Source organism: Sporosarcina ureae (assembly GCF_002082015.1).
GTDB classification, from domain to species: domain Bacteria; phylum Bacillota; class Bacilli; order Bacillales_A; family Planococcaceae; genus Sporosarcina; species Sporosarcina ureae_A.
The window spans coordinates 3,203,139-3,221,738 of record NZ_CP015109.1; the positions used below are offsets into that span (position 1 = coordinate 3,203,139).

Sequence of the window (18,600 nt, forward strand, 5' to 3'; positions counted from 1 at the left end):
GAAACCGCCACCCGGATGGGTGGCGGTTTTTTAATGTATAGGTGACTTGAAAGTCGCTCCGTGCGTTTCTTGTGTGTTCATGATGGTCAGGAATGCAGACGGATCTATATCGGTAGTGATTTGCTTGAGTTTTGAAATTTCCAGCCTTGTCACGACCACATAAATGACATCTTTTTCGTTATCTGTATACCCACCACGACCGTGCAACTTCGTAATACTACGGCCCAGCCGTAAACGAATCGCTTCACCAAGTTCTTCATATTCATCCGAGATAATAAAGACCGCTTTGGTCTCGTCTAGCCCTTGAATGACAATGTCAATTGCTTTTGAAGCGATATAATATGTAATGATGGAGTACATCGCTTTTTCGGGCCCAAGTACAAACCCTGCCCATCCAAAGATGAAGAGGTTGAAGAACATGACGAATTCCCCGACACTGTATGGGATTTTTTTGGTTAGTAAGATCCCGAGAATCTCCGTTCCATCTAGCGCCCCACCGTTACGTATGATGGTTCCTACACCCGCCCCCAGCAATAATCCTCCGAAGACTGTCGCGAGCAATGAATCGGTTACAAACGGTCCTAATTTTTTAAGAGGAAACTCCACGAGAGCAAGTAAGGCAATCGCATAGGAAGAGGAGAAGAAGAAGTTCTTGCCAATATGTTTATACCCAAAGAACAGGAAAGGCAAGTTTAAGATCAAAATCAAAATCCCAAAAGGTACTCCTGAAATGAAATTTAATATTAGTGCGATCCCGATGATACCTCCATCGATTACGGAGTTAGGGATAAGAAATAAATCTAGCGCTACTGCTGTAATTACTACACCAATCGAAATGAATAAATAGCGTCTTAGTAAATGCCCTATAGTCTCTCTTTTATGTTGTTTGTTCATAAAACTCCCCTTTTGGAAACGTGTTTATTCTATCTTACCGGAATTTTTGTAAAGAAAGTAGTAGAATTATAAGGTTTTCAATTTTACTTCTGAATTACGCGATGAATCTTTTACTCTGCACGGACATAAGATAATACATCATAGCCTAATTGGAGGAGATATGTTGGATATTATTCGTCAGTTGCATAATTATCGCAAAGAAGAAAACGAGTTGAAATGGGAAGGTACATTTTTGGAGTATCTAGAATTAATAAAAGAGCGTAAAGAAGTGGCACAAACCGCTCATTCACGTATTTATGAAATGATAAAAAGCGCAGGAATTGAAAAGAAAGATGGCAAGAAAGTCTATAATTTTTTTGATGAAGAGTTATTTGGTCTGGAAGAGTCTATAGAACGGTTAGTAGAAGAGTATTTTCATCCAGCAGCAAAGCGCTTAGATGTAAAGAAGCGCGTACTGCTATTGATGGGACCTGTTAGTGGTGGTAAATCTACCATTGTAACAATGTTGAAGCGTGGATTAGAAGCTTATTCCCGTACGGATGAGGGAGCGGTGTATGCTATCAAGGGATGTCCTATGCATGAGGACCCATTGCACTTAATTCCAGAATCATTGAGGAAGTCGTTTTTTGAAGAGTATGGAATACGAATTGAAGGCAGCTTATCGCCTTTAAATCAATTGCGTCTTGAAGAAGAATTTGAAGGAAAGATTGAAGATGTAATAGTGGAACGTGTTTTGTTCTCAGAAGACCGCCGCGTGGGGATTGGAACGTTTACACCATCCGACCCGAAGTCGCAAGACATTGCCGACTTGACAGGAAGCATAGACTTCTCGACTATTGCTGAATATGGTTCAGAGTCAGATCCACGTGCATACCGTTTTGATGGGGAATTGAATAAAGCGAATCGCGGTATGATGGAATTCCAAGAAATGCTGAAGCTCGATGAAAAGTTTCTTTGGCATTTATTGTCCCTGACACAGGAAGGGAATTTTAAAGCAGGAAGATTTGCGCTAATAAGTGCAGATGAACTGATCGTTGCGCATACGAATGAAACGGAATATCGTTCATTTATTAGTAATAAAAAGAACGAAGCGCTTCACTCAAGATTGATTGTCATTCCAGTTCCGTACAATCTGAAAGTAAGTGCGGAAGAAAAGATTTATGAAAAAATGATTCGTGAAAGTGATATGGCACATGTCCACATTGCGCCGCATGCATTGCGAGTGGCCGCTATTTTTTCTGTTTTAACACGCTTGAAAGCATCCAAAAAACAGGGCATTGATCGTTTGAAGAAATTGCGCCTGTACGATGGACAGAATGTGGAAGGATTCAACGATGCAGATGCAGAAGAACTAAAGAACGAATTTATAGATGAAGGCATGGACGGAATCGATCCACGCTACGTCATCAACCGTATTTCTTCTGCAATTATTCGAAAAGAAGTACCAAGCATCAATGCACTGGATGTACTGCGTTCATTAAAAGACGGCTTTGATCAACACGCTTCCATTTCGAGTGAAGATCGTGATACGTATATGAACTATATTTCGATGGCACGAAAAGAGTATGATGAAATTGCGAAAAAAGAAGTCCAAAAAGCTTTCGTCTATTCCTATGAAGAGTCTGCAAAAACGTTAATGGATAATTACTTGGATAATGTTGAAGCGTACTGCAATAAAAATAAATTACGGGACGCGCTAACTGGGGAAGAAATTAATCCTGATGAAAAGTTGATGCGTTCGCTAGAAGAACAGATAGGAATTTCAGAAAATGCGAAAAAGGCATTTCGAGAAGAAATCCTAATCCGTATTTCCGCATACGCGAGAAAACACCAACGCTTTGACTACCGTTCCCACGATCGTTTGCGTGAAGCAATACAGAAAAAATTGTTCACTGATCTAAAAGACGTTGTGAAAATCACTACAACTTCTACAACGCCAGACGAGACACAACTGAAGAAAATGAATGAAGTCGTAGCACGGCTAGTGGACGAACACGGCTACAACTCCGTTTCGGCCAACGACTTGCTGCGCTACGTTGGAAGTTTGTTAAATCGGTAAATTAAAAATGTGAATAAAATGGGTGTCTGTAACGGAATGGCAACTCGTGACTAGGTACACTTGCCAGTAGACACGGCAATTTCTACGTAGTTATGCGTTGCCACTATTATAGTGATGTAAGTTATTTATGTGTAAATTAAGGTCTAACTTTAATGGCTATTAATCAGTATCATCCATTCACGTTGCATGGAAATTTCTGTTTCAGAAATACAGCAGGTATATGGAAGTTAAAACTAAGAGACCTCAAATCATGAGGTCTCTTTTTAGTTTTGTTACCGTTTTGTCAATATTCAATCAGCTATCGCATATGATAAGGAAACAAATTGTTCGAGAGATAGGCGGGGATACGAGTGGAAGAAAACCAGAAAAGTCGATTCGTTGTCACTGAAGAAAATTGGTCTCTCCATCGCAAAGGCCACCAGGATCAGCAACGCCACTTAGATAAAATAAACGAAGTGTTAAAAAGTAACTTACCTGATTTAATTAGTGAAGAGAATATTATACTTTCAAATGGAAAAGACATGGTCAAAATACCAATTCGTTCATTAGATGAATTTAAAATTCGCTACAATCATGATAAGTCCAAGCACGTTGGCCAAGGTGAAGGCGACAGTGCGGTAGGCGACGTTGTGGCGCAAGGAGAAAAGAAGGCGCAAGCAGGAAAAGGAAAAGAAGCAGGTGACCAGCCAGGGCAAGATATCTATGAAACAGAAGTCTCGATAGAAGAGTTGGAAGAGATGTTCTTTAAAGAATTGGAACTACCAGACTTGGAACAAAAAGAACAATCTGTCACAACGATTGAAGACATTGATTTTACAGACATTCGTAAGAAAGGGTTAATCGGTAATATAGATAAAAAAAGGACTTTGCTATCTGCCATTAAACGTAATGCGATGAATGGAAAAGCTGAAATCGCACCGATTCTGGAAGATGATCTACGCTTTAAAACGTGGAATCCTGTGGAAAAACCACAATCTAAAGCCGTTGTCATTGCCATGATGGACACGAGTGGTTCAATGGGGAAATTTGAGAAGTATATGGCGCGAAGTTTCTTCTTTTGGATGACGAAGTTTTTACGGACAAAGTATGAAACGGTGGAAATTGAGTTCATTGCGCATCATACGGAAGCGAAAGTAGTGTCAGAGGAAAATTTCTTCAACAAAGGAGAAAGTGGTGGAACGAGATGTTCATCTGCTTACAGAAAAGCGCTTGAAGTTATTAAAGAATCCTATCCACCAACTAGTTATAATATCTATCCAGTACATTTCTCAGACGGAGAGAATATGACGAGTGACAATAAAAAATGCTTAGAACACGTGGATGAATTATTGGCGATATCGAACATGTTTGGATATGCCGAAGTCAATGAACACCGTAGAATGTCTACGTTAATGTCTGCGTATAAATCAATTGAACATCCCAAATTCAATTACTATATTTTACAAAAAAATCGCGATGTCTACTTTGCGCTCAAGAAGTTCTTCGAAAAGCGAACGGAGGGATTACGCTGACTGATCAACAGGCATTACACTATGCGATTGATGAGATCACGGAGATTGCCAGTGGATTCGGATTAGATTTTTATCCGATGCGTTATGAGATTTGCCCTGCAGACATACTGTATACGTTTGGTGCCTATGGAATGCCTACGCGTTTCACACATTGGAGTTTTGGTAAACAATTTCATAAGATGAAGCTGCAATATGATATCGGATTGAGCAAGATTTATGAGTTGGTGATTAATTCAAATCCGTGTTATGCATTTTTATTGAATACAAATAGTCTGATTCAAAATAAATTAATCATCGCACATGTATTGGCGCATTGTGATTTCTTCAAAAATAATACGTATTTCTCAAAGACTCGTAAAGACATGGTGGAAAGCATGGCAGCTACAGCCGAACGGATTGTAGACTATGAGGTACGCTACGGTAAGAAATGTGTGGAAACATTTCTTGATGCAGTATTAGCCATCCAAGAACACGTAGATCCAAGTATGATGCGTGATATTGTTCCATCACCTTCTATTGTCCGGCCACCTCGAAAATCCGCATACGAAGATTTATGGGATCTAGATCAACGGACAATACCTGGGCAGCAAGCGATTGAAATGCACAAAAAGAATCCAGAAGAACCGGAAAAAGATATCTTATTATTTATTCTTGAAAACAGTCGCAATCTAACGGAATGGCAAGCAGACATCTTGACGATGTTGCGCGAGGAAATGCTCTACTTCTGGCCGCAGCTAGAGACGAAAATTATGAATGAAGGTTGGGCATCTTATTGGCATCAAACCATCCTTCGTCAAATGGATTTGACGCCTTCTGAGACAATTGAGTTCGCAAAACTTAATGCCAGCGTACTGCAGCCTTCCAAGACCTCAATTAATCCATATTATCTCGGTGTTAAAATATATGAAGATATAGAGAAACGCTACGACATATTAGCTAAAGAAGCCAGTGGACGTGGTGAGGAGGCGATGACAGGACGAGAAAAAATATTTGAAGCACGTGAAATTGAAAATGACACATCCTTCATCCGCAATTATTTGACGGATGACCTGATTAAACAAGAGGATCTGTACGTATTTCAAAAGCAAGAAGACCAATACAAAGTTTCTGACAAACAGACGGAAGCCGTTCGGAACCAACTTATTGGACAGCGAGTGAACGGTGGCTTTCCTTATATAGTAGTAGACGATGGTGACTACATGCGTAATGGTGAACTGTATCTCATTCACCGCTACGAAGACACTGAACTTGATTTGCCGTATTTAGAACATGTTCTACCCCATATCCATCAACTTTGGGGACGCATTGTGCATATCGAAACAGTACTTGAAAATAAACCTTTAGTCTTTTCATACGATGGACACAAAGTGTTTAGGAGAAGTAAATAACGTAAGACAGTAGGTACAGCTTATTCTTAAACTGAAGACAACTCCAGTAATATGGAGATTGCCTTCAGTTTTTTTACTTTACTACTTTTCATTTCGTGCATCTAATGTTATTTTTATAGTATACTAACTCATTAACGTACTAAAGAGTAAAGAAAAGAGGAAGATCATTGAAAAAGACGACTATTGCTCTATTATTTGCAGCATTATTCCTAGTACTGACCGGATGTTCGGACAAGTCATCTGACGGTGAAGAATCTACAGCGGACACAGGTAAAGAAGGGACGAAAGAAATTATCATCGGTGTAGATGACAAATTTGCACCCATGGGATTCCGTGATGATAAAAATAATTTAGTCGGTTTCGATATTGACATGGCAACAGCAGCGGCTGAGCATATGGGGGCTACGGCAAAGTTCCAACCGATCGATTGGAAGACGAAAGAAACGGAACTTAGTAGCGGACGAATCGATTTAATTTGGAACGGCTATACGATCACAAAAGAACGTCAAGAAAAAGTGTTATTCACAAAGCCATATTTGGATAATAATCAAGTCATTGTAACGTTAGTAGATTCTGATGTGAAAGCAATTGAAGATCTAGATGGAAAAACAGTAGGTGTACAAGCATTGTCATCTGCTGGACCAGCACTAGAGAGTCATCCAATTCATGAAAAAGTGAAAAATGTTACTGAATACGCAGACAATGTTTTGGCATTGACGGATTTAAAAACAGGTCGTCTCGATGCAGTTGTACTAGATGAAGTCGTTATCGATTACTATATGACAACTGAAGAAGGTGTCTTCACGAAACTTGATGGATCTTTGGCGGTGGAAGAATACGGTGTTGGAGTGAAAAAAGGCAATGAAGAATTGCTTGGAAATCTTCAGAACGCGTTGGATACTATGAATGAAGACGGTACTTCAGCTGATATTTCCACGGAATGGTTTGGAGAAGACAAGGTTCTTCGTTAATGAAGTAGAGTAACTGATATCAGCGGAAGTGCCAGCTGTGGCTTCCGTTGGTATTTGTATTGTAAGAGAAGTACATAAAACCTTGAATGGTTTTTTGGAGGAATTGACTAATGAGTTATGAATATTTTATGTCCATGCTGATCCCCATGTTGGAGGGTGCTAAAGCGACTGTCCTATTATTTGTACTAGCGATTGTCTCATCCATTCCACTCGGATTCTTGCTGACACTTGCCGTAAGAAGTAGTATTAAACCAATTTCTTATTTGGCGCAGACCTTTATATACGTCATGCGTGGGACCCCTTTGTTATTACAGCTATTGTTCTTTGTATTTGGTTTACCACTTCTGCCGGTAATTGGTGAGTATTTAGTATTTGACCGTTTCGTCGCAGCTACAATCGCGTTCATTTTGAACTATTCAGCGTACTTTGCTGAAATATTCCGCGGTGGATTGCTCTCGATCGATAAAGGACAATATGAGGCTTCTCAAGTGCTTGGCTTATCGAAATGGCAAACGACTGTGCGAGTCATCTTGCCACAGATGTTTCGCGTAACGCTACCACCTATTGCAAATGAATCGGTATCTTTAGTAAAAGATACAGCGCTTTTATATGCAGTAGCTGTTCCTGAACTGCTACATTATGCACAAACAGTCGTGAACAGAGACTTCACCATCATTCCGTTCTTCATTGCTGCGGGGATCTACTTGTTAATCGCGTTCGGATTGACTGTAGTGTTCAAGTATTTAGAGAGAAAGCTGCAATACGATTGAGGAGAGAAAACTATGTCGTTCATTGAAGTACGCAACTTACAAAAATCATTCGGCCCATTGGAAGTATTAAAAGATATATCGTTTGATGTTCAAAAAAACGATGTGATGGCTATTATCGGACCTTCAGGTTCTGGAAAAAGTACGATGTTAAGAAGTTTGATTCAATTAGAGCAAATCGGTGGCGGAAGTATTAGAGTTGACGGGGATTACCTAGTGAAAGATGGCATTTACACAAATCCAAACGATAGTAAAATAATCAATTCCAAAATGGGAATGGTATTTCAACAATTTAACTTATTTCCCCATTTAACTGTAAAGCAAAATTTGGAACTAGCACCGAAATTAGTGAAGAAAGAAACAGCCGGTGATTATGGCCATAGAAGTATCGAGTTACTTGAAAAAGTCGGATTGGCTTCAAAAGCGGATGAATTACCTTCAAGACTATCAGGTGGCCAGAAACAACGTGTGGCGATTGCGAGAGCATTGATGATGGATCCGGAAATATTATTATTCGATGAACCAACTTCTGCCTTGGATCCGCAATTGACGAAAGAAGTATTACAAGTAATGAGGAATCTTGCAGATGAGCATATGACGATGATTGTGGTGACCCATGAAATGGAATTTGCAAATAATGTCGCGAACCATGTGATTTTCATGGACGAGGGAATGATTGTTGAATCAGGTACTCCAGATGAAGTAATCAAATCACCGAAAGAATTACGTACTAAGAGATTCCTGAATTACGAGTTGAGCAAATAACTAAAAATAGTGATGCGAATGTAATGTTCGCATCACTTTTTTTATTGAATACTCATTTTTCGACCAAATTATTGCAATATATGAAATATTAAGGCAGGTAGTTCATGAACTTGTTAGAATTCACGCAAAATATTGAATAATGCATTGACGAATAACTTGGTAAAGGGTACGATTACGTATAATTATACCTTTTTCGAATATATCGAATAGGTAGTAGATTATAGTTGAGGGGGATTTACATGAGAAAACATTGGGTGACTTATGCAGCAGCACTATTTAGTATTGTGCTCATTCTCGCTGCGTGCGGTGGAAAAGAGGAGTCATCTGATCCGGCAACAGATGATAAAAATGATGACAAAGCTAGCACTGAAGAGAAATATACAATTGGTGTTACACAAATCGTTGAACACCCATCATTGGATGCGGCGTTTGAAGGGTTCCAAAAGGCAATTGAAGATGCTGGCTTACATGTCGAATATGATAAACAAAATGCACAAAATGATAATAGTTCCAATTCAACAATTGCGAACAACTTGGCAGGCGCAGGCGTAGATTTAATATTTGCGAACTCTACACCAAGTGCACAAGCAGCAGCTAGCGCGACCCAAGATATTCCTATCATCTTTACGTCAGTTACGGATGCAGTAGCTGCAGAACTCGTTGCATCTAATGAAGAGCCAGGTGGAAACGTTACAGGAACAACCGATAACCATCCGGATGCTATTCCAAATACAATGAAATTCTTGAAAGAAAACGTAGGTGCAAAAAAGGTTGGTATGATCTTCAACTCAGGAGAGCAAAACTCTCGCTTGCAAGTGGATCATGTAAAAGAAATTCTTGCAGATATGGATATGGAAGTGGTTGAAGCATCTGTTGCAACTTCAGCAGACGTAAAGCAAGCAGCTGAATCATTGATCGGTTCAGTAGATTCATTCTATATTATTACGGATAACACAGTAGTATCCGCACTGGAATCAGTCATCTCTGTTGCGAACGACAACAAGATCCCGATGATGGTCGGTGAGTTCGATTCTGTGAAACGTGGTGGACTTGGAGCGTACGGCTTTGAGTACTATGATATCGGCTATGAAGCGGGTGAAATGGCAGTAAAGATTCTAAAGGGTGAAGAAACGCCTGAATCATTACCAGTGCAATTACCCCAGAACTTAAAGTTAGTGATGAATGAAGAGACTGCAAACGCAATTGGTTTAGAGATTCAAGACGATTGGAATGCAGAGATTGCAGAATAAATAAAACTAGGAGATGATCTTGCATGTTTTCAGCTGTATTTGGCTCAGTTGAGCAGGGTATCATCTATGCGATTATGGCACTCGGAGTGTATCTAACATTTCGGGTGCTTGATTTTCCAGATTTAACAGTGGACGGAAGTTTTGTTACGGGTGCCGCAGTAGCGGCTACGATGATTGTATTTGATTATCATCCACTTGTTGCAACACTTACCGCGATCTTGGTCGGCTTTTTTGCTGGATGTGTAACAGGTTTATTACATACCAAAGGAAAAATCAATCCACTACTATCCGGAATCCTCATGATGATAGCTCTTTACTCGATAAACCTTCGGATAATGGGACTGACTACCGAAAATTCAGTAGGCCGCCCAAATATTCCGCTTTTAAATTCCGAAACAATTTTTAGCAAGTTTCAAGGTTTCTGGAGTAATCTTGGGATTGATGAAGCAATCAATGGCTTCTTAGCAGGACTTGGCTTGGAGCATTTACCTTCGACTTGGGGAACGGTAGTTTTAATGATTCTAGTTGTGGTAATCATTAAATTCATCGCGGACTGGTTCTTGCAAACCGAAGTTGGTTTGGCTATCCGTGCAACCGGCGATAATAAAAAAATGATTCGTAGTTTCTCTGCCAATACAGATACTCTCGTTATTCTTGGCTTAGGAATTTCTAACGCACTAGTAGCTTTCTCAGGCTCATTAATCGCACAGTACGGAAAGTTTGCAGATAATGGTATGGGAATTGGTATGATTATTATCGGATTAGCTTCTGTTATTATAGGTGAAGCAATCTTTGGAACGAAAACTATCTTCCGTACTACATTAGCTGTAGTGATCGGTGCAGTTATTTATCGTATTGTACTCGGTCTCTCACTACGTGTGAAAATTCTCGATTCAGGTGATATGAAATTGATCACTGCAGTCATCGTAATTGCAGCATTGATTATTCCGCAGATTCTTGAAAAGAGACGAGAGAAATCGAGAAAAGTGAAAAGGCAAGCGGAACGAATGGCAATGAAATCTTCACAAGGAGGTCATAGCGTTGTTGAGACTGGATCAAGTTAATAAAGTATTCAATGAATCGACTCCGGATGAAAAAGTAGCGCTAGACCAGATTAACTTGCACTTACAACCGGGTGATTTTGTAACAGTGATCGGTAGTAACGGTGCTGGGAAATCCACCATGATGAATATGATATCAGGCGCATTAACACCGGATTTTGGCTCTATTTATATCGATAAAAAAGACGTTACACGTTTGGCGGAATTCAAACGCTCTAAAATGATCGGACGCGTATTCCAAGATCCTATGTCAGGTACAGCACCTACTATGACGATTGAAGAGAATTTGGCGATGGCGTATTCTCGCAACCGACGTCGTTCATTGCATCGTGGAGTAGATAAGAAACGGAAAGATTTATTCCGTACATCTCTTGAAACATTGCACTTGAACCTCGAAAATCGGATGACAGCGAATGTTGGTTTATTGTCGGGTGGTGAGCGTCAAGCGTTATCATTGTTAATGGCGACGTTTACACAACCATCTATATTGTTGCTAGACGAGCATACCGCTGCACTTGATCCATCTCGCGCGGAGCTGATCACCGATTTAACGAAACGTTTAGTTGAACAAGATCAACTAACGACGTTGATGGTAACGCATAACATGCAACAAGCACTCGACCTTGGTAATCGCTTGATCATGATGGATAAAGGACAAATCATTCTAGAAGTGGAAGAAGAACAGAAAAAGCATTTAACGATTGCGAAGTTGATGGATGAATTCCAACGTATTCGTGGAGAACAACTTACAAGTGATGCAGCTTTACTTTCTGTATAAACAAAATCCCCTGTTTTCCAATTACGGAAAATAGGGGATTTTTCGTCGTATTAAGCCAACTGCGCTATATGTTTCTTGATTTCGTATACCCAATCAAATGGATCTTTTTCTTTGCCTGTTTGGATATTTGTTAATGTGTTATAAAGACGAGTGGATAATTCGCCTGTTTCACCGTTAGCGATAATCATTTTATATCCGTCCCAATTCAATTCACCTACAGGAGAGATGACAGCAGCTGTACCTGTACCGAATACTTCTTCCAGTTCTCCGCTTTCATAGGCAGATCGAATTTCATCCATCGAGATTTGACGCTCTGCTACTGGCATATTCCAGTGTCGCAATAACTGCAAGATTGATTTCCGTGTAATACCTTCGAGGATGCTGCCGTTGATTGCGGGTGTTACGACTTCACCGTTGATTTTGAAGAAGATATTCATGCTACCAACTTCTTCGACATATTTACGCTCGACGCTATCGAGCCATAAAACTTGGGAGTAGCCTTGTTTGTCTGCTGTCTCTTGTGCCTTTAAAGCAGATGCGTAATTACCGGCAGTTTTAGCGCTACCTGTTCCGCCTTTTGCAGCCCGGACGAATTCATTTTCCACGAGAATCTTTACTGGATGAATTCCTTCTTTATAGTACGAGCCAACAGGTGAGAGAATCATGTAAAATTGATAATTCTTAGCGGGTGCTACACCTAGGAATGCTTCTGTTGCAATGACAAATGGGCGGATATATAATGAGGTTCCTTCTAGTGTCGGAATCCAGTCCTGCTCGATTTGCAACAACTGATTAAGTGCGTACAGTGCATTTTCTTCATCAATACGTGGCATACATAGACGATCAAGAGAATAGTTTAGGCGCTTCATATTTTGATCGGGGCGGAACAAACGTATAGTTCCTTCTTCAGACCGGTACGCCTTCATTCCTTCAAAAACCGTTTGTCCGTAATGCAAAACAATTGCAGCTGGGTCCAGTGTTAAAGGAGCGTAAGGAGTAATGCGGTGATTATGCCAACCTTTGCCTTCCTCATAGTCTATAATGAGCATGTGGTCTGTAAATGATTTCCCAAAAACTAGCGTGCTAGGATCTGGCTTTTCTTTTTTATTTTGTGCAAGTTGAATTTGCATAGGTATTCTCGTCATAATCATCAAAACCCCTTAAGATATAGAATATTCCGAAACTTCGATTCCGAATAATGTAATTATACTGCTTTTTCAGAAAAAATAAAGTGAAAAGTTTGTCGATATTCAAAACTATTGTAAAAAGGAGCGGATTTTCATGAAAAAAATCTTGATTGTAGGTGCCGGAATAGTCGGTGCTTCTGCGGCTTACCACTTGTCTATGGAACATGCAGAAGTCGTGCTAATCGATAGACAGGAGCCAGGACAGGCCACAAAAGCTGCAGCAGGCATTATTTGTCCGTGGGCATCTCAGCGCCGTAATAAGGCTTGGTATGCATTAGCGTCAGCTGGAGCTGCTTATTATCCCGCATTCATTCGTTCATTGGAAGAGCAGGGCGAGCTGGAAACAGGTTACAAGAAAGTGGGAGCTTTAGCTATTCACACGGATTTAAGTCGTTTAGAGAAGAAAGTCGAGTTATTGAATAAAAGAAAAGAACAAGCTCCTGAGATCGGAGAAGTAGAATTACTATCTCCAGAGCAGGCAGCTAGTTATTTTCCAGTGCTTTCTGATGGTCATTCAGCTGTCCGTATTTCTGGCGCCGCCAAAGTCGAAGGTGATCAACTACTTGATGCGTTGAAACGTGTAGCAGTTACACGTGGTGTACAAATTATTAAAGGCTCTGCTACACCGTACATAATAGAAGGGAAAGTCTGTGGTGTTATCGTGGGAGGACAAATAATTGAAGGAGATCAAATCATCGTAGCGGCAGGTGCATGGGCTAGCGAATTTACAGAGCCATTAGGTAAGAAGCTACAGGTAGCAGGACAGAAAGCGCAAATACTTCATTTACAGTCAACACATGAAGCGTCGGGTGAGTGGCCGGTCATCATGCCGCCAAGTACTCAGTATCTTGTACCTTTCCAAGATGGTAGATTCGTGGCGGGCGCAACACATGAAGATACGGATGATTTCGATATTCAACCGACAACAGGTGGGGTGCTGGAAGTATTATCGCATGCTCTACCGATTGCACCTGCACTGAGTAGCGCAGAATTAACTGAAGTTCGGGTCGGCATTCGTCCCCATACACCAAACTTCATGCCGGTGATTGGTCAACTGCCTGATTATCCGGAGATTTGGATTGCTAATGGACTTGGTTCATCTGGTTTAACAGTCGGACCTCTTCTCGGCAAGCTTTTATCTCAGTTAGTGCTAGACCATGAGACTGGATGGGATTTGGAAAGCTACTCTATTAACCAAATAATTGCCGATGAACATTGAATAAAGCGCGTATAATGATTAGTATGAATATATAGTAATTGATCGGTAAAGGGGAAGATTCAGAATGAGAAGATACGTTTCGTATTCAGAGGAAGTAAAAGAGGCGATGAAATACGGTAAGCCGCTAGTCGCATTGGAATCTACGATAATTACGTATGGCATGCCGTACCCTGAAAATGTGAAAGCTGCACGTGAAGTTCAGCAGATAGTGCGAGATCATGGAGCGGTTCCGGCAACCATTGCGATTATGGACGGTAAAATAAAAATCGGTCTAACTGATGAAGAATTAGAACGTTTTGGGGACAGCAAGGGTGTGATAAAAGCATCTAGGCGCGATATTAGTTACTTGATTGCTACTAAACAACCGGGTGCAACGACGGTTGCTGCATCGATGTTCTTTGCTGACTTGGCGAGAATTCGTGTGTTCACGACCGGGGCCATTGGCGGTGTCCATAGAGGCGTGGAAGATACGATGGATATTTCTGCTGATCTTGAAGAGTTCGCGCGCACAAGTGTAGCAGTTGTTTGTTCGGGTGCGAAGTCTATTTTGGATCTTGGAAAAACGCTTGAGTATTTGGAAACAAAAGGTGTGCCGGTGATGGGGTATCAGACAGATATATTCCCTGCCTTTTATACAAGAAACAGTGCACATCCTGTAGATTATCGAGTAGATGAAATCGACATGTTGGCAGAGATGCTACGTGTTAAATGGAATTTAGGCTTGGAAGGCAGTGCGATTATTGCCAATCCAATCCCTGAAGAGTATGCCATGGATCAAGAGTATATAGATGGATTGGTGTCAGATGCGCTTAAAGAAGCTGAACAATTAGGCATTAGCGGAAAAAATCTAACACCACATATGTTAAAAAGAGTTCAGGAAATGACGGGTGGTAAAAGCCTGGAAGCCAATATTGCATTAGTGAAGTCAAACGCCGAACTTGCGGCAAAATTGGCAGTGAGTTTTAACGGCAATTAATAAAGATAGGTTGTGTAGTATTGAAAGTAGTATCTTGGAATGTAAACGGTATTAGGGCATGTGTGAAAAAAGGTTTCAGTGACTTTTTTGAACAAGTACAGGCAGATATTTTCTGTGTCCAGGAGATCAAATGTCAAGAAGGACAAATCGATCTTTCTTTCGATGGGTATGAATCCTATTGGAACTATGCAGAGAAAAAAGGATATTCTGGTACGGCAGTATTTACGAAGGAAACGCCTCTTTCTGTACGCTACGGATTGAATGATCTAGATCACGAGGTAGAGGGGCGTGTGCTGACGCTAGAATTCGAAAAATTCTTTCTCGTCAATTGTTATACGCCCAATTCACAACGGGACTTGGCACGATTATTATTTCGACTGACTTGGGAAGATGATTTACTTAAGCATTTACAGTCGCTGGATGCCATCAAGCCAGTTATCTATTGCGGAGATTTGAACGTAGCGCATGAAGAAATCGATATTCGGAATGTTAAATCTAATATTGGTAATTCAGGATTTACGAATGAAGAACGCGGGAAAATGACACGGTTATTAGACGCTGGATTCATTGATACATTTCGTTTTATGAATCCCGATCTAGATGAAAGCTATACGTGGTGGTCTTATATGCGCGACGTACGTGCACGAAATATCGGCTGGCGTATCGATTACATTATCATCTCAGAACGTCTCCAGTCCGCTCTGAAAACAACAGACATTCATTCAGAAATCATGGGCAGTGATCATTGTCCGATTTCTGCAGAGTTAGAAATATAAAACGAGTAAGTGCATTTCAAGTTACTCTGTTCAGATAAAAGATTCAAAAGCTTAGTTAGCGAATTATAATTAAAGTAGAACATTAAATGGCACCGTGATTAACCGTGCCGTTTTTTTATACTTTTGAAGTGACTCTGCTTTACTAACTTTAAAAAGCGTAGGCTCAGTGTTTAGGAAATGGGTCACTATACAGTATACAAAATGTTGCTCTGCGCTCCAGACGGCACGCTTTTCGAGAGGCCTGGCTTGGGCCTCCTCGATTGCAAAAACGCGTCCTGCGAGGTATCAAGGAGCGCATCGATCCCTCCGGAGTCGGCCATCTTCCGCTCCACGCAACGGAGCGCAGTTATCATAAAGTACGTATTCAAGAATAGGGCAAGATCGTCGCATACGAACTGTTGCTTTCCGTTCCGGCGCACGCTTTCCCGAGGGCGTGGCTTGAGCCTCCTCGGTCGCAAAAAGCGCGACACTGCGGGGTCTCAAGACGCACGCTGATCCTCCGGGAGTCGGCACCTGCACTCCAAGCAACGGAGAGTAGTTATCATAGAGTATGTATTCAAGAATAGGGCCAAATTCTTGAAGAAGAATTGTACCTTAGATTGACTTGAAACTAGAAGGAAGAAATTTGAAGGGGTGCGTAATTTAACAATGAGTGATAAATTAAGCAACTTTGTTTTGTCGGGTGATTTTGAAGAAGCTAAAAAATATTATCAAAATACAATTTTTAAAAGTTTTAGTGATGATTTAATAAGTACTGCTTTTGATAATCAGAATATATCTAACTATACATTGGTAGTAAGTTTATTACTCCAAGAAGCAAATGCTCAGCTACATGAATTAGCATTTTCTCTTTTAGCCCAACCGCTTTGCCACACAGAAGGAGCTTATTTTGCTTCTGTATACCATGCAAGAAAAGCGGTAGAATTAACTGATTATAAAAATGTTAAATACATGGAAAACCTGCTTTTTTTAAACATTGTGCCAGATAAAGTAGTTAGTGATGAAGAAGCTAGGGAAATTGCCAAGAAAATACACTCGTTGGATTGTAAAAATGAATTAGCTAACGAATTATTAAACAGTAATTCGTGAAGAAAGGTATCGGGGCTTTATTGGAAGACTTATTGAAAAGGAAATATCTAAATTTTATGCCATTTTTAAATTAGCCTTATTATACTATCGGGCGCGTTTGTAGCATAGCGGTGTTCTAGAATCGAGGGCCATTTTGTTGAACTATGAAACATAGTAGACTGTCATTCGTAACTAGGGTAGAGCAAACAATTGAGAAAGGAGGTGTCTCAATTGGATATTAATATTGGACTGGTTGCCTTAATAGTTTTGATCTTTGGGTTATTACTCGTAGTTTTTGGACAACATCGGCAAATAAATGCTTTAAAGCAACAAAATCAAAAGATATTGGCTTATGAACCAAAGGACAAATTAGTGGCGTTAACAAAACAAAAGTTACAAACACTTGGCGATGTTAAAACTGTAAAATTCTTGAGACAAGAAAAGGGAATGTCAATGGTGGATGCTAAGAAGCTTGTAGATTCTGTGCAAGGGGAAAGATAAGCAATCGGGGGCGATTGCTGTACAAAGAATTGTTCCCATACCGCAATCGGTCCATTACTTGAATAAACCTATCAGTAGAAATAAGGATGGAAATGTGGTGCTCAAAATGTTTAGGAAACAAAGTAGTATTGATTTTAATTATTTTTTTGGACAAAGTGTTATCGAGGTGAATACAGAAAAAAACTTACCATTGGGATTGGGGTTTAGTAATGGTGGGTTAATAATTGAATGTCCTTGGAGATTACTAGTTGCTAATCAAGTCTTAATTGGGTTTTCAGATTGTACCCAAGCCTCTGATAAATTCACCTATAAGAATGTTGAAAGTATTCTTATAGGGAAAAAGGTTATGAATGTCTATCATTTTGAAGAAATATCTGACTTAGTTTTGGAATTTGAAGATAATACTTTTCTTGAATTGTTTCACGATAGTAGTTTTTTTGAAGGGTGGCAGTTAAGAGGAGACAATGGATTCTATTTATTTACATTACCAGGAGGTTCTTACTCAGACTAAGTAAGCAATTTGCTTATTTCACTAATGGGCGCTTATCTGGAACTAGGGGGATATTTATGAAACAAGGTAGAATTATTATAATTACTGGTTCTCCTGGAACTGGTAAAAGTACAACGGCTTCTCTTATTGCTAAAGAATCTAGCTTATCAAAAGCTGTACATATGCACACTGATGATTTTTATCGCTATATTCAAAAGGGGGCAATACCTCCGTTTTTACCTGAATCACAAGAACAAAACCTAATTGTTATTGAAGCTTTTTTAGAGGCTGTAACACGTTTTGCACGTGGAGGGTATGACGTGATTGTAGATGGGATTGTTGGTCCTTGGTTCTTAAAGCCGTGGTTGAATGTTGCACAAGATAATTATGAAGTACATTACATCATCTTAAGAGCAACTAAAGAAGAAACAATGAAAAAAGCAATCAATCGTACCAAATTAGACGTCGATATCAACATTGAATTGGTAGAAAAAATGTGGGATCAATTTAACAATTTGGGTACCTATGAATCCAATATTATTGATACAACAAATCAATCTACAGAAGAAAGCGTTTCTGCAATAAAAGCTACAATTGAAAGAAAAACATCTTTACTTACAAAATGATGATACGTTATAAAAGTTAAACAATCGGGTGCGATTGTAGTTTATATTCTATGTATTCGCTTAGTTGATCTTCGCTACAGCCGGCGACTCCCGGGAGGATCAGCGAGAGCTGTAACGAAGAACGGCTTTTGCGAGCGAAGCGAGGAGTGTGGTTCACCGCCCGCCCATAGGACACGCGTCCGGCTGGAGCGCAGGTCAACGGGTTGCAACCATTATCTCGTTATCGAGGGCGAATGTAAGACAACGCTGTAACATAATAGGTCCAGATTGAGAAAATGATGGGCACCGAGATTGGCAGGTATACTTCCTATAT

General features: G+C 40.2%; 18 protein-coding genes. 16 read left to right on the plus strand and 2 right to left on the minus strand.

The features are described from left to right. Nucleotides 1-30: 30 nt before the first annotated feature. Nucleotides 31-894, minus strand: a complete 864-nt coding sequence (locus SporoP17a_RS15525; protein ID WP_083035523.1) for a YitT family protein — start codon at nucleotides 892-894, stop codon at nucleotides 31-33. 160 nt (nucleotides 895-1,054) lie between these two features. Between SporoP17a_RS15525 and SporoP17a_RS15530 the strand changes: the two genes are divergently transcribed. From SporoP17a_RS15530 to SporoP17a_RS15570, 9 genes are all read left to right on the plus strand, one after another. Beyond that, entirely contained in the window at nucleotides 1,055-2,953 is a 1,899-nt protein-coding gene (locus SporoP17a_RS15530; RefSeq protein ID WP_369824277.1) for a PrkA family serine protein kinase, read from the plus strand. Between the two features lie 350 nt (nucleotides 2,954-3,303). Beyond that, nucleotides 3,304-4,464 (plus strand): sporulation protein YhbH, encoded by a 1,161-nt coding sequence (yhbH, locus tag SporoP17a_RS15535; RefSeq protein WP_083035525.1) that lies wholly within the window; start codon nucleotides 3,304-3,306, stop codon nucleotides 4,462-4,464. Further along, complete coding sequence (locus tag SporoP17a_RS15540; protein ID WP_083035526.1) at nucleotides 4,461-5,852, plus strand: SpoVR family protein; 1,392 nt, start codon at nucleotides 4,461-4,463, stop codon at nucleotides 5,850-5,852. The genes yhbH and SporoP17a_RS15540 overlap by 4 nt, the downstream gene beginning before the upstream one ends. 167 nt (nucleotides 5,853-6,019) lie before the next feature. Next, entirely contained in the window at nucleotides 6,020-6,823 is an 804-nt protein-coding gene (locus SporoP17a_RS15545; RefSeq protein WP_083035527.1) for an amino acid ABC transporter substrate-binding protein, read from the plus strand. Nucleotides 6,824-6,933: 110 nt separating this feature from the next. Further along, nucleotides 6,934-7,593, plus strand: a complete 660-nt coding sequence (locus tag SporoP17a_RS15550) for an amino acid ABC transporter permease (protein WP_083035528.1) — start codon at nucleotides 6,934-6,936, stop codon at nucleotides 7,591-7,593. A 12-nt stretch (nucleotides 7,594-7,605) separates the two neighbouring features. Next, nucleotides 7,606-8,355: an amino acid ABC transporter ATP-binding protein gene (locus SporoP17a_RS15555; RefSeq protein ID WP_083035529.1), complete on the plus strand. Its 750-nt coding sequence runs from the start codon at nucleotides 7,606-7,608 to the stop codon at nucleotides 8,353-8,355. A 239-nt stretch (nucleotides 8,356-8,594) separates the two neighbouring features. Beyond that, on the plus strand, nucleotides 8,595-9,605 hold the full coding sequence (locus tag SporoP17a_RS15560) for an ABC transporter substrate-binding protein (protein WP_083035530.1): 1,011 nt from the start codon (nucleotides 8,595-8,597) through the stop codon (nucleotides 9,603-9,605). Between the two features lie 23 nt (nucleotides 9,606-9,628). After that, nucleotides 9,629-10,669, plus strand: a complete 1,041-nt coding sequence (locus SporoP17a_RS15565; RefSeq protein ID WP_083035531.1) for an ABC transporter permease — start codon at nucleotides 9,629-9,631, stop codon at nucleotides 10,667-10,669. Beyond that, nucleotides 10,647-11,444 carry an ABC transporter ATP-binding protein gene (locus SporoP17a_RS15570; RefSeq protein ID WP_083035532.1) on the plus strand — a complete coding sequence of 266 codons (798 nt, stop codon included), beginning with the start codon at nucleotides 10,647-10,649 and terminating at the stop codon, nucleotides 11,442-11,444. The genes SporoP17a_RS15565 and SporoP17a_RS15570 overlap by 23 nt, the downstream gene beginning before the upstream one ends. 50 nt (nucleotides 11,445-11,494) lie before the next feature. Here SporoP17a_RS15570 and SporoP17a_RS15575 read toward each other — a convergent pair whose 3' ends face one another. After that, the gene (locus SporoP17a_RS15575) at nucleotides 11,495-12,595 is read right to left on the minus strand and encodes a branched-chain amino acid aminotransferase (protein ID WP_369824278.1); all 1,101 of its coding nucleotides are present in this window, start codon (nucleotides 12,593-12,595) and stop codon (nucleotides 11,495-11,497) included. Between the two features lie 130 nt (nucleotides 12,596-12,725). Here SporoP17a_RS15575 and SporoP17a_RS15580 point away from each other — a divergent pair, with 130 nt between their 5' ends. The 7 genes from SporoP17a_RS15580 (at nucleotide 12,726) to SporoP17a_RS15615 (ending at nucleotide 18,287) form a co-directional block, all read left to right on the plus strand. After that, nucleotides 12,726-13,850 (plus strand): NAD(P)/FAD-dependent oxidoreductase, encoded by a 1,125-nt coding sequence (locus tag SporoP17a_RS15580; protein WP_083035533.1) that lies wholly within the window; start codon nucleotides 12,726-12,728, stop codon nucleotides 13,848-13,850. Between the two features lie 64 nt (nucleotides 13,851-13,914). Next, on the plus strand, nucleotides 13,915-14,826 hold the full coding sequence (locus SporoP17a_RS15585) for a pseudouridine-5'-phosphate glycosidase (RefSeq protein ID WP_083035534.1): 912 nt from the start codon (nucleotides 13,915-13,917) through the stop codon (nucleotides 14,824-14,826). 20 nt (nucleotides 14,827-14,846) lie between these two features. After that, nucleotides 14,847-15,602, plus strand: coding sequence for an exodeoxyribonuclease III (locus tag SporoP17a_RS15590; RefSeq protein WP_083035535.1), 756 nt, complete (start codon nucleotides 14,847-14,849; stop codon nucleotides 15,600-15,602). Nucleotides 15,603-16,250: 648 nt separating this feature from the next. Further along, nucleotides 16,251-16,691 (plus strand): hypothetical protein, encoded by a 441-nt coding sequence (locus tag SporoP17a_RS15600; protein ID WP_083035537.1) that lies wholly within the window; start codon nucleotides 16,251-16,253, stop codon nucleotides 16,689-16,691. A gap of 210 nt (nucleotides 16,692-16,901) precedes the next feature. After that, the gene (locus tag SporoP17a_RS15605) at nucleotides 16,902-17,171 is read left to right on the plus strand and encodes a hypothetical protein (protein ID WP_083035538.1); all 270 of its coding nucleotides are present in this window, start codon (nucleotides 16,902-16,904) and stop codon (nucleotides 17,169-17,171) included. 106 nt (nucleotides 17,172-17,277) lie between these two features. Next, the gene (locus SporoP17a_RS15610) at nucleotides 17,278-17,682 is read left to right on the plus strand and encodes a hypothetical protein (RefSeq protein WP_237262349.1); all 405 of its coding nucleotides are present in this window, start codon (nucleotides 17,278-17,280) and stop codon (nucleotides 17,680-17,682) included. A gap of 56 nt (nucleotides 17,683-17,738) precedes the next feature. Continuing rightward, on the plus strand, nucleotides 17,739-18,287 hold the full coding sequence (locus tag SporoP17a_RS15615; RefSeq protein WP_083035539.1) for a P-loop nucleotide/nucleoside kinase family protein: 549 nt from the start codon (nucleotides 17,739-17,741) through the stop codon (nucleotides 18,285-18,287). The last annotated feature ends 313 nt before the right edge of the window (nucleotides 18,288-18,600 follow it).

What these genes read in the sequence shown, in the direction of transcription:
- SporoP17a_RS15525 (WP_083035523.1), bottom strand. Translation starts at nt 894, where the DNA reads ATGAACAAACAACATAAAAGAGAGACTATAGGGCATTTACTAAGACGC.
- SporoP17a_RS15530 (WP_369824277.1), top strand. Translation starts at nt 1,055, where the DNA reads ATGTTGGATATTATTCGTCAGTTGCATAATTATCGCAAAGAAGAAAAC.
- SporoP17a_RS15550 (WP_083035528.1), top strand. Translation starts at nt 6,934, where the DNA reads ATGAGTTATGAATATTTTATGTCCATGCTGATCCCCATGTTGGAGGGT.
- SporoP17a_RS15555 (WP_083035529.1), top strand. Translation starts at nt 7,606, where the DNA reads ATGTCGTTCATTGAAGTACGCAACTTACAAAAATCATTCGGCCCATTG.
- SporoP17a_RS15560 (WP_083035530.1), top strand. Translation starts at nt 8,595, where the DNA reads ATGAGAAAACATTGGGTGACTTATGCAGCAGCACTATTTAGTATTGTG.
- SporoP17a_RS15565 (WP_083035531.1), top strand. Translation starts at nt 9,629, where the DNA reads ATGTTTTCAGCTGTATTTGGCTCAGTTGAGCAGGGTATCATCTATGCG.
- SporoP17a_RS15575 (WP_369824278.1), bottom strand. Translation starts at nt 12,595, where the DNA reads ATGATTATGACGAGAATACCTATGCAAATTCAACTTGCACAAAATAAA.
- SporoP17a_RS15580 (WP_083035533.1), top strand. Translation starts at nt 12,726, where the DNA reads ATGAAAAAAATCTTGATTGTAGGTGCCGGAATAGTCGGTGCTTCTGCG.
- SporoP17a_RS15585 (WP_083035534.1), top strand. Translation starts at nt 13,915, where the DNA reads ATGAGAAGATACGTTTCGTATTCAGAGGAAGTAAAAGAGGCGATGAAA.
- SporoP17a_RS15600 (WP_083035537.1), top strand. Translation starts at nt 16,251, where the DNA reads ATGAGTGATAAATTAAGCAACTTTGTTTTGTCGGGTGATTTTGAAGAA.
- SporoP17a_RS15610 (WP_237262349.1), top strand. Translation starts at nt 17,278, where the DNA reads ATGTTTAGGAAACAAAGTAGTATTGATTTTAATTATTTTTTTGGACAA.
- SporoP17a_RS15615 (WP_083035539.1), top strand. Translation starts at nt 17,739, where the DNA reads ATGAAACAAGGTAGAATTATTATAATTACTGGTTCTCCTGGAACTGGT.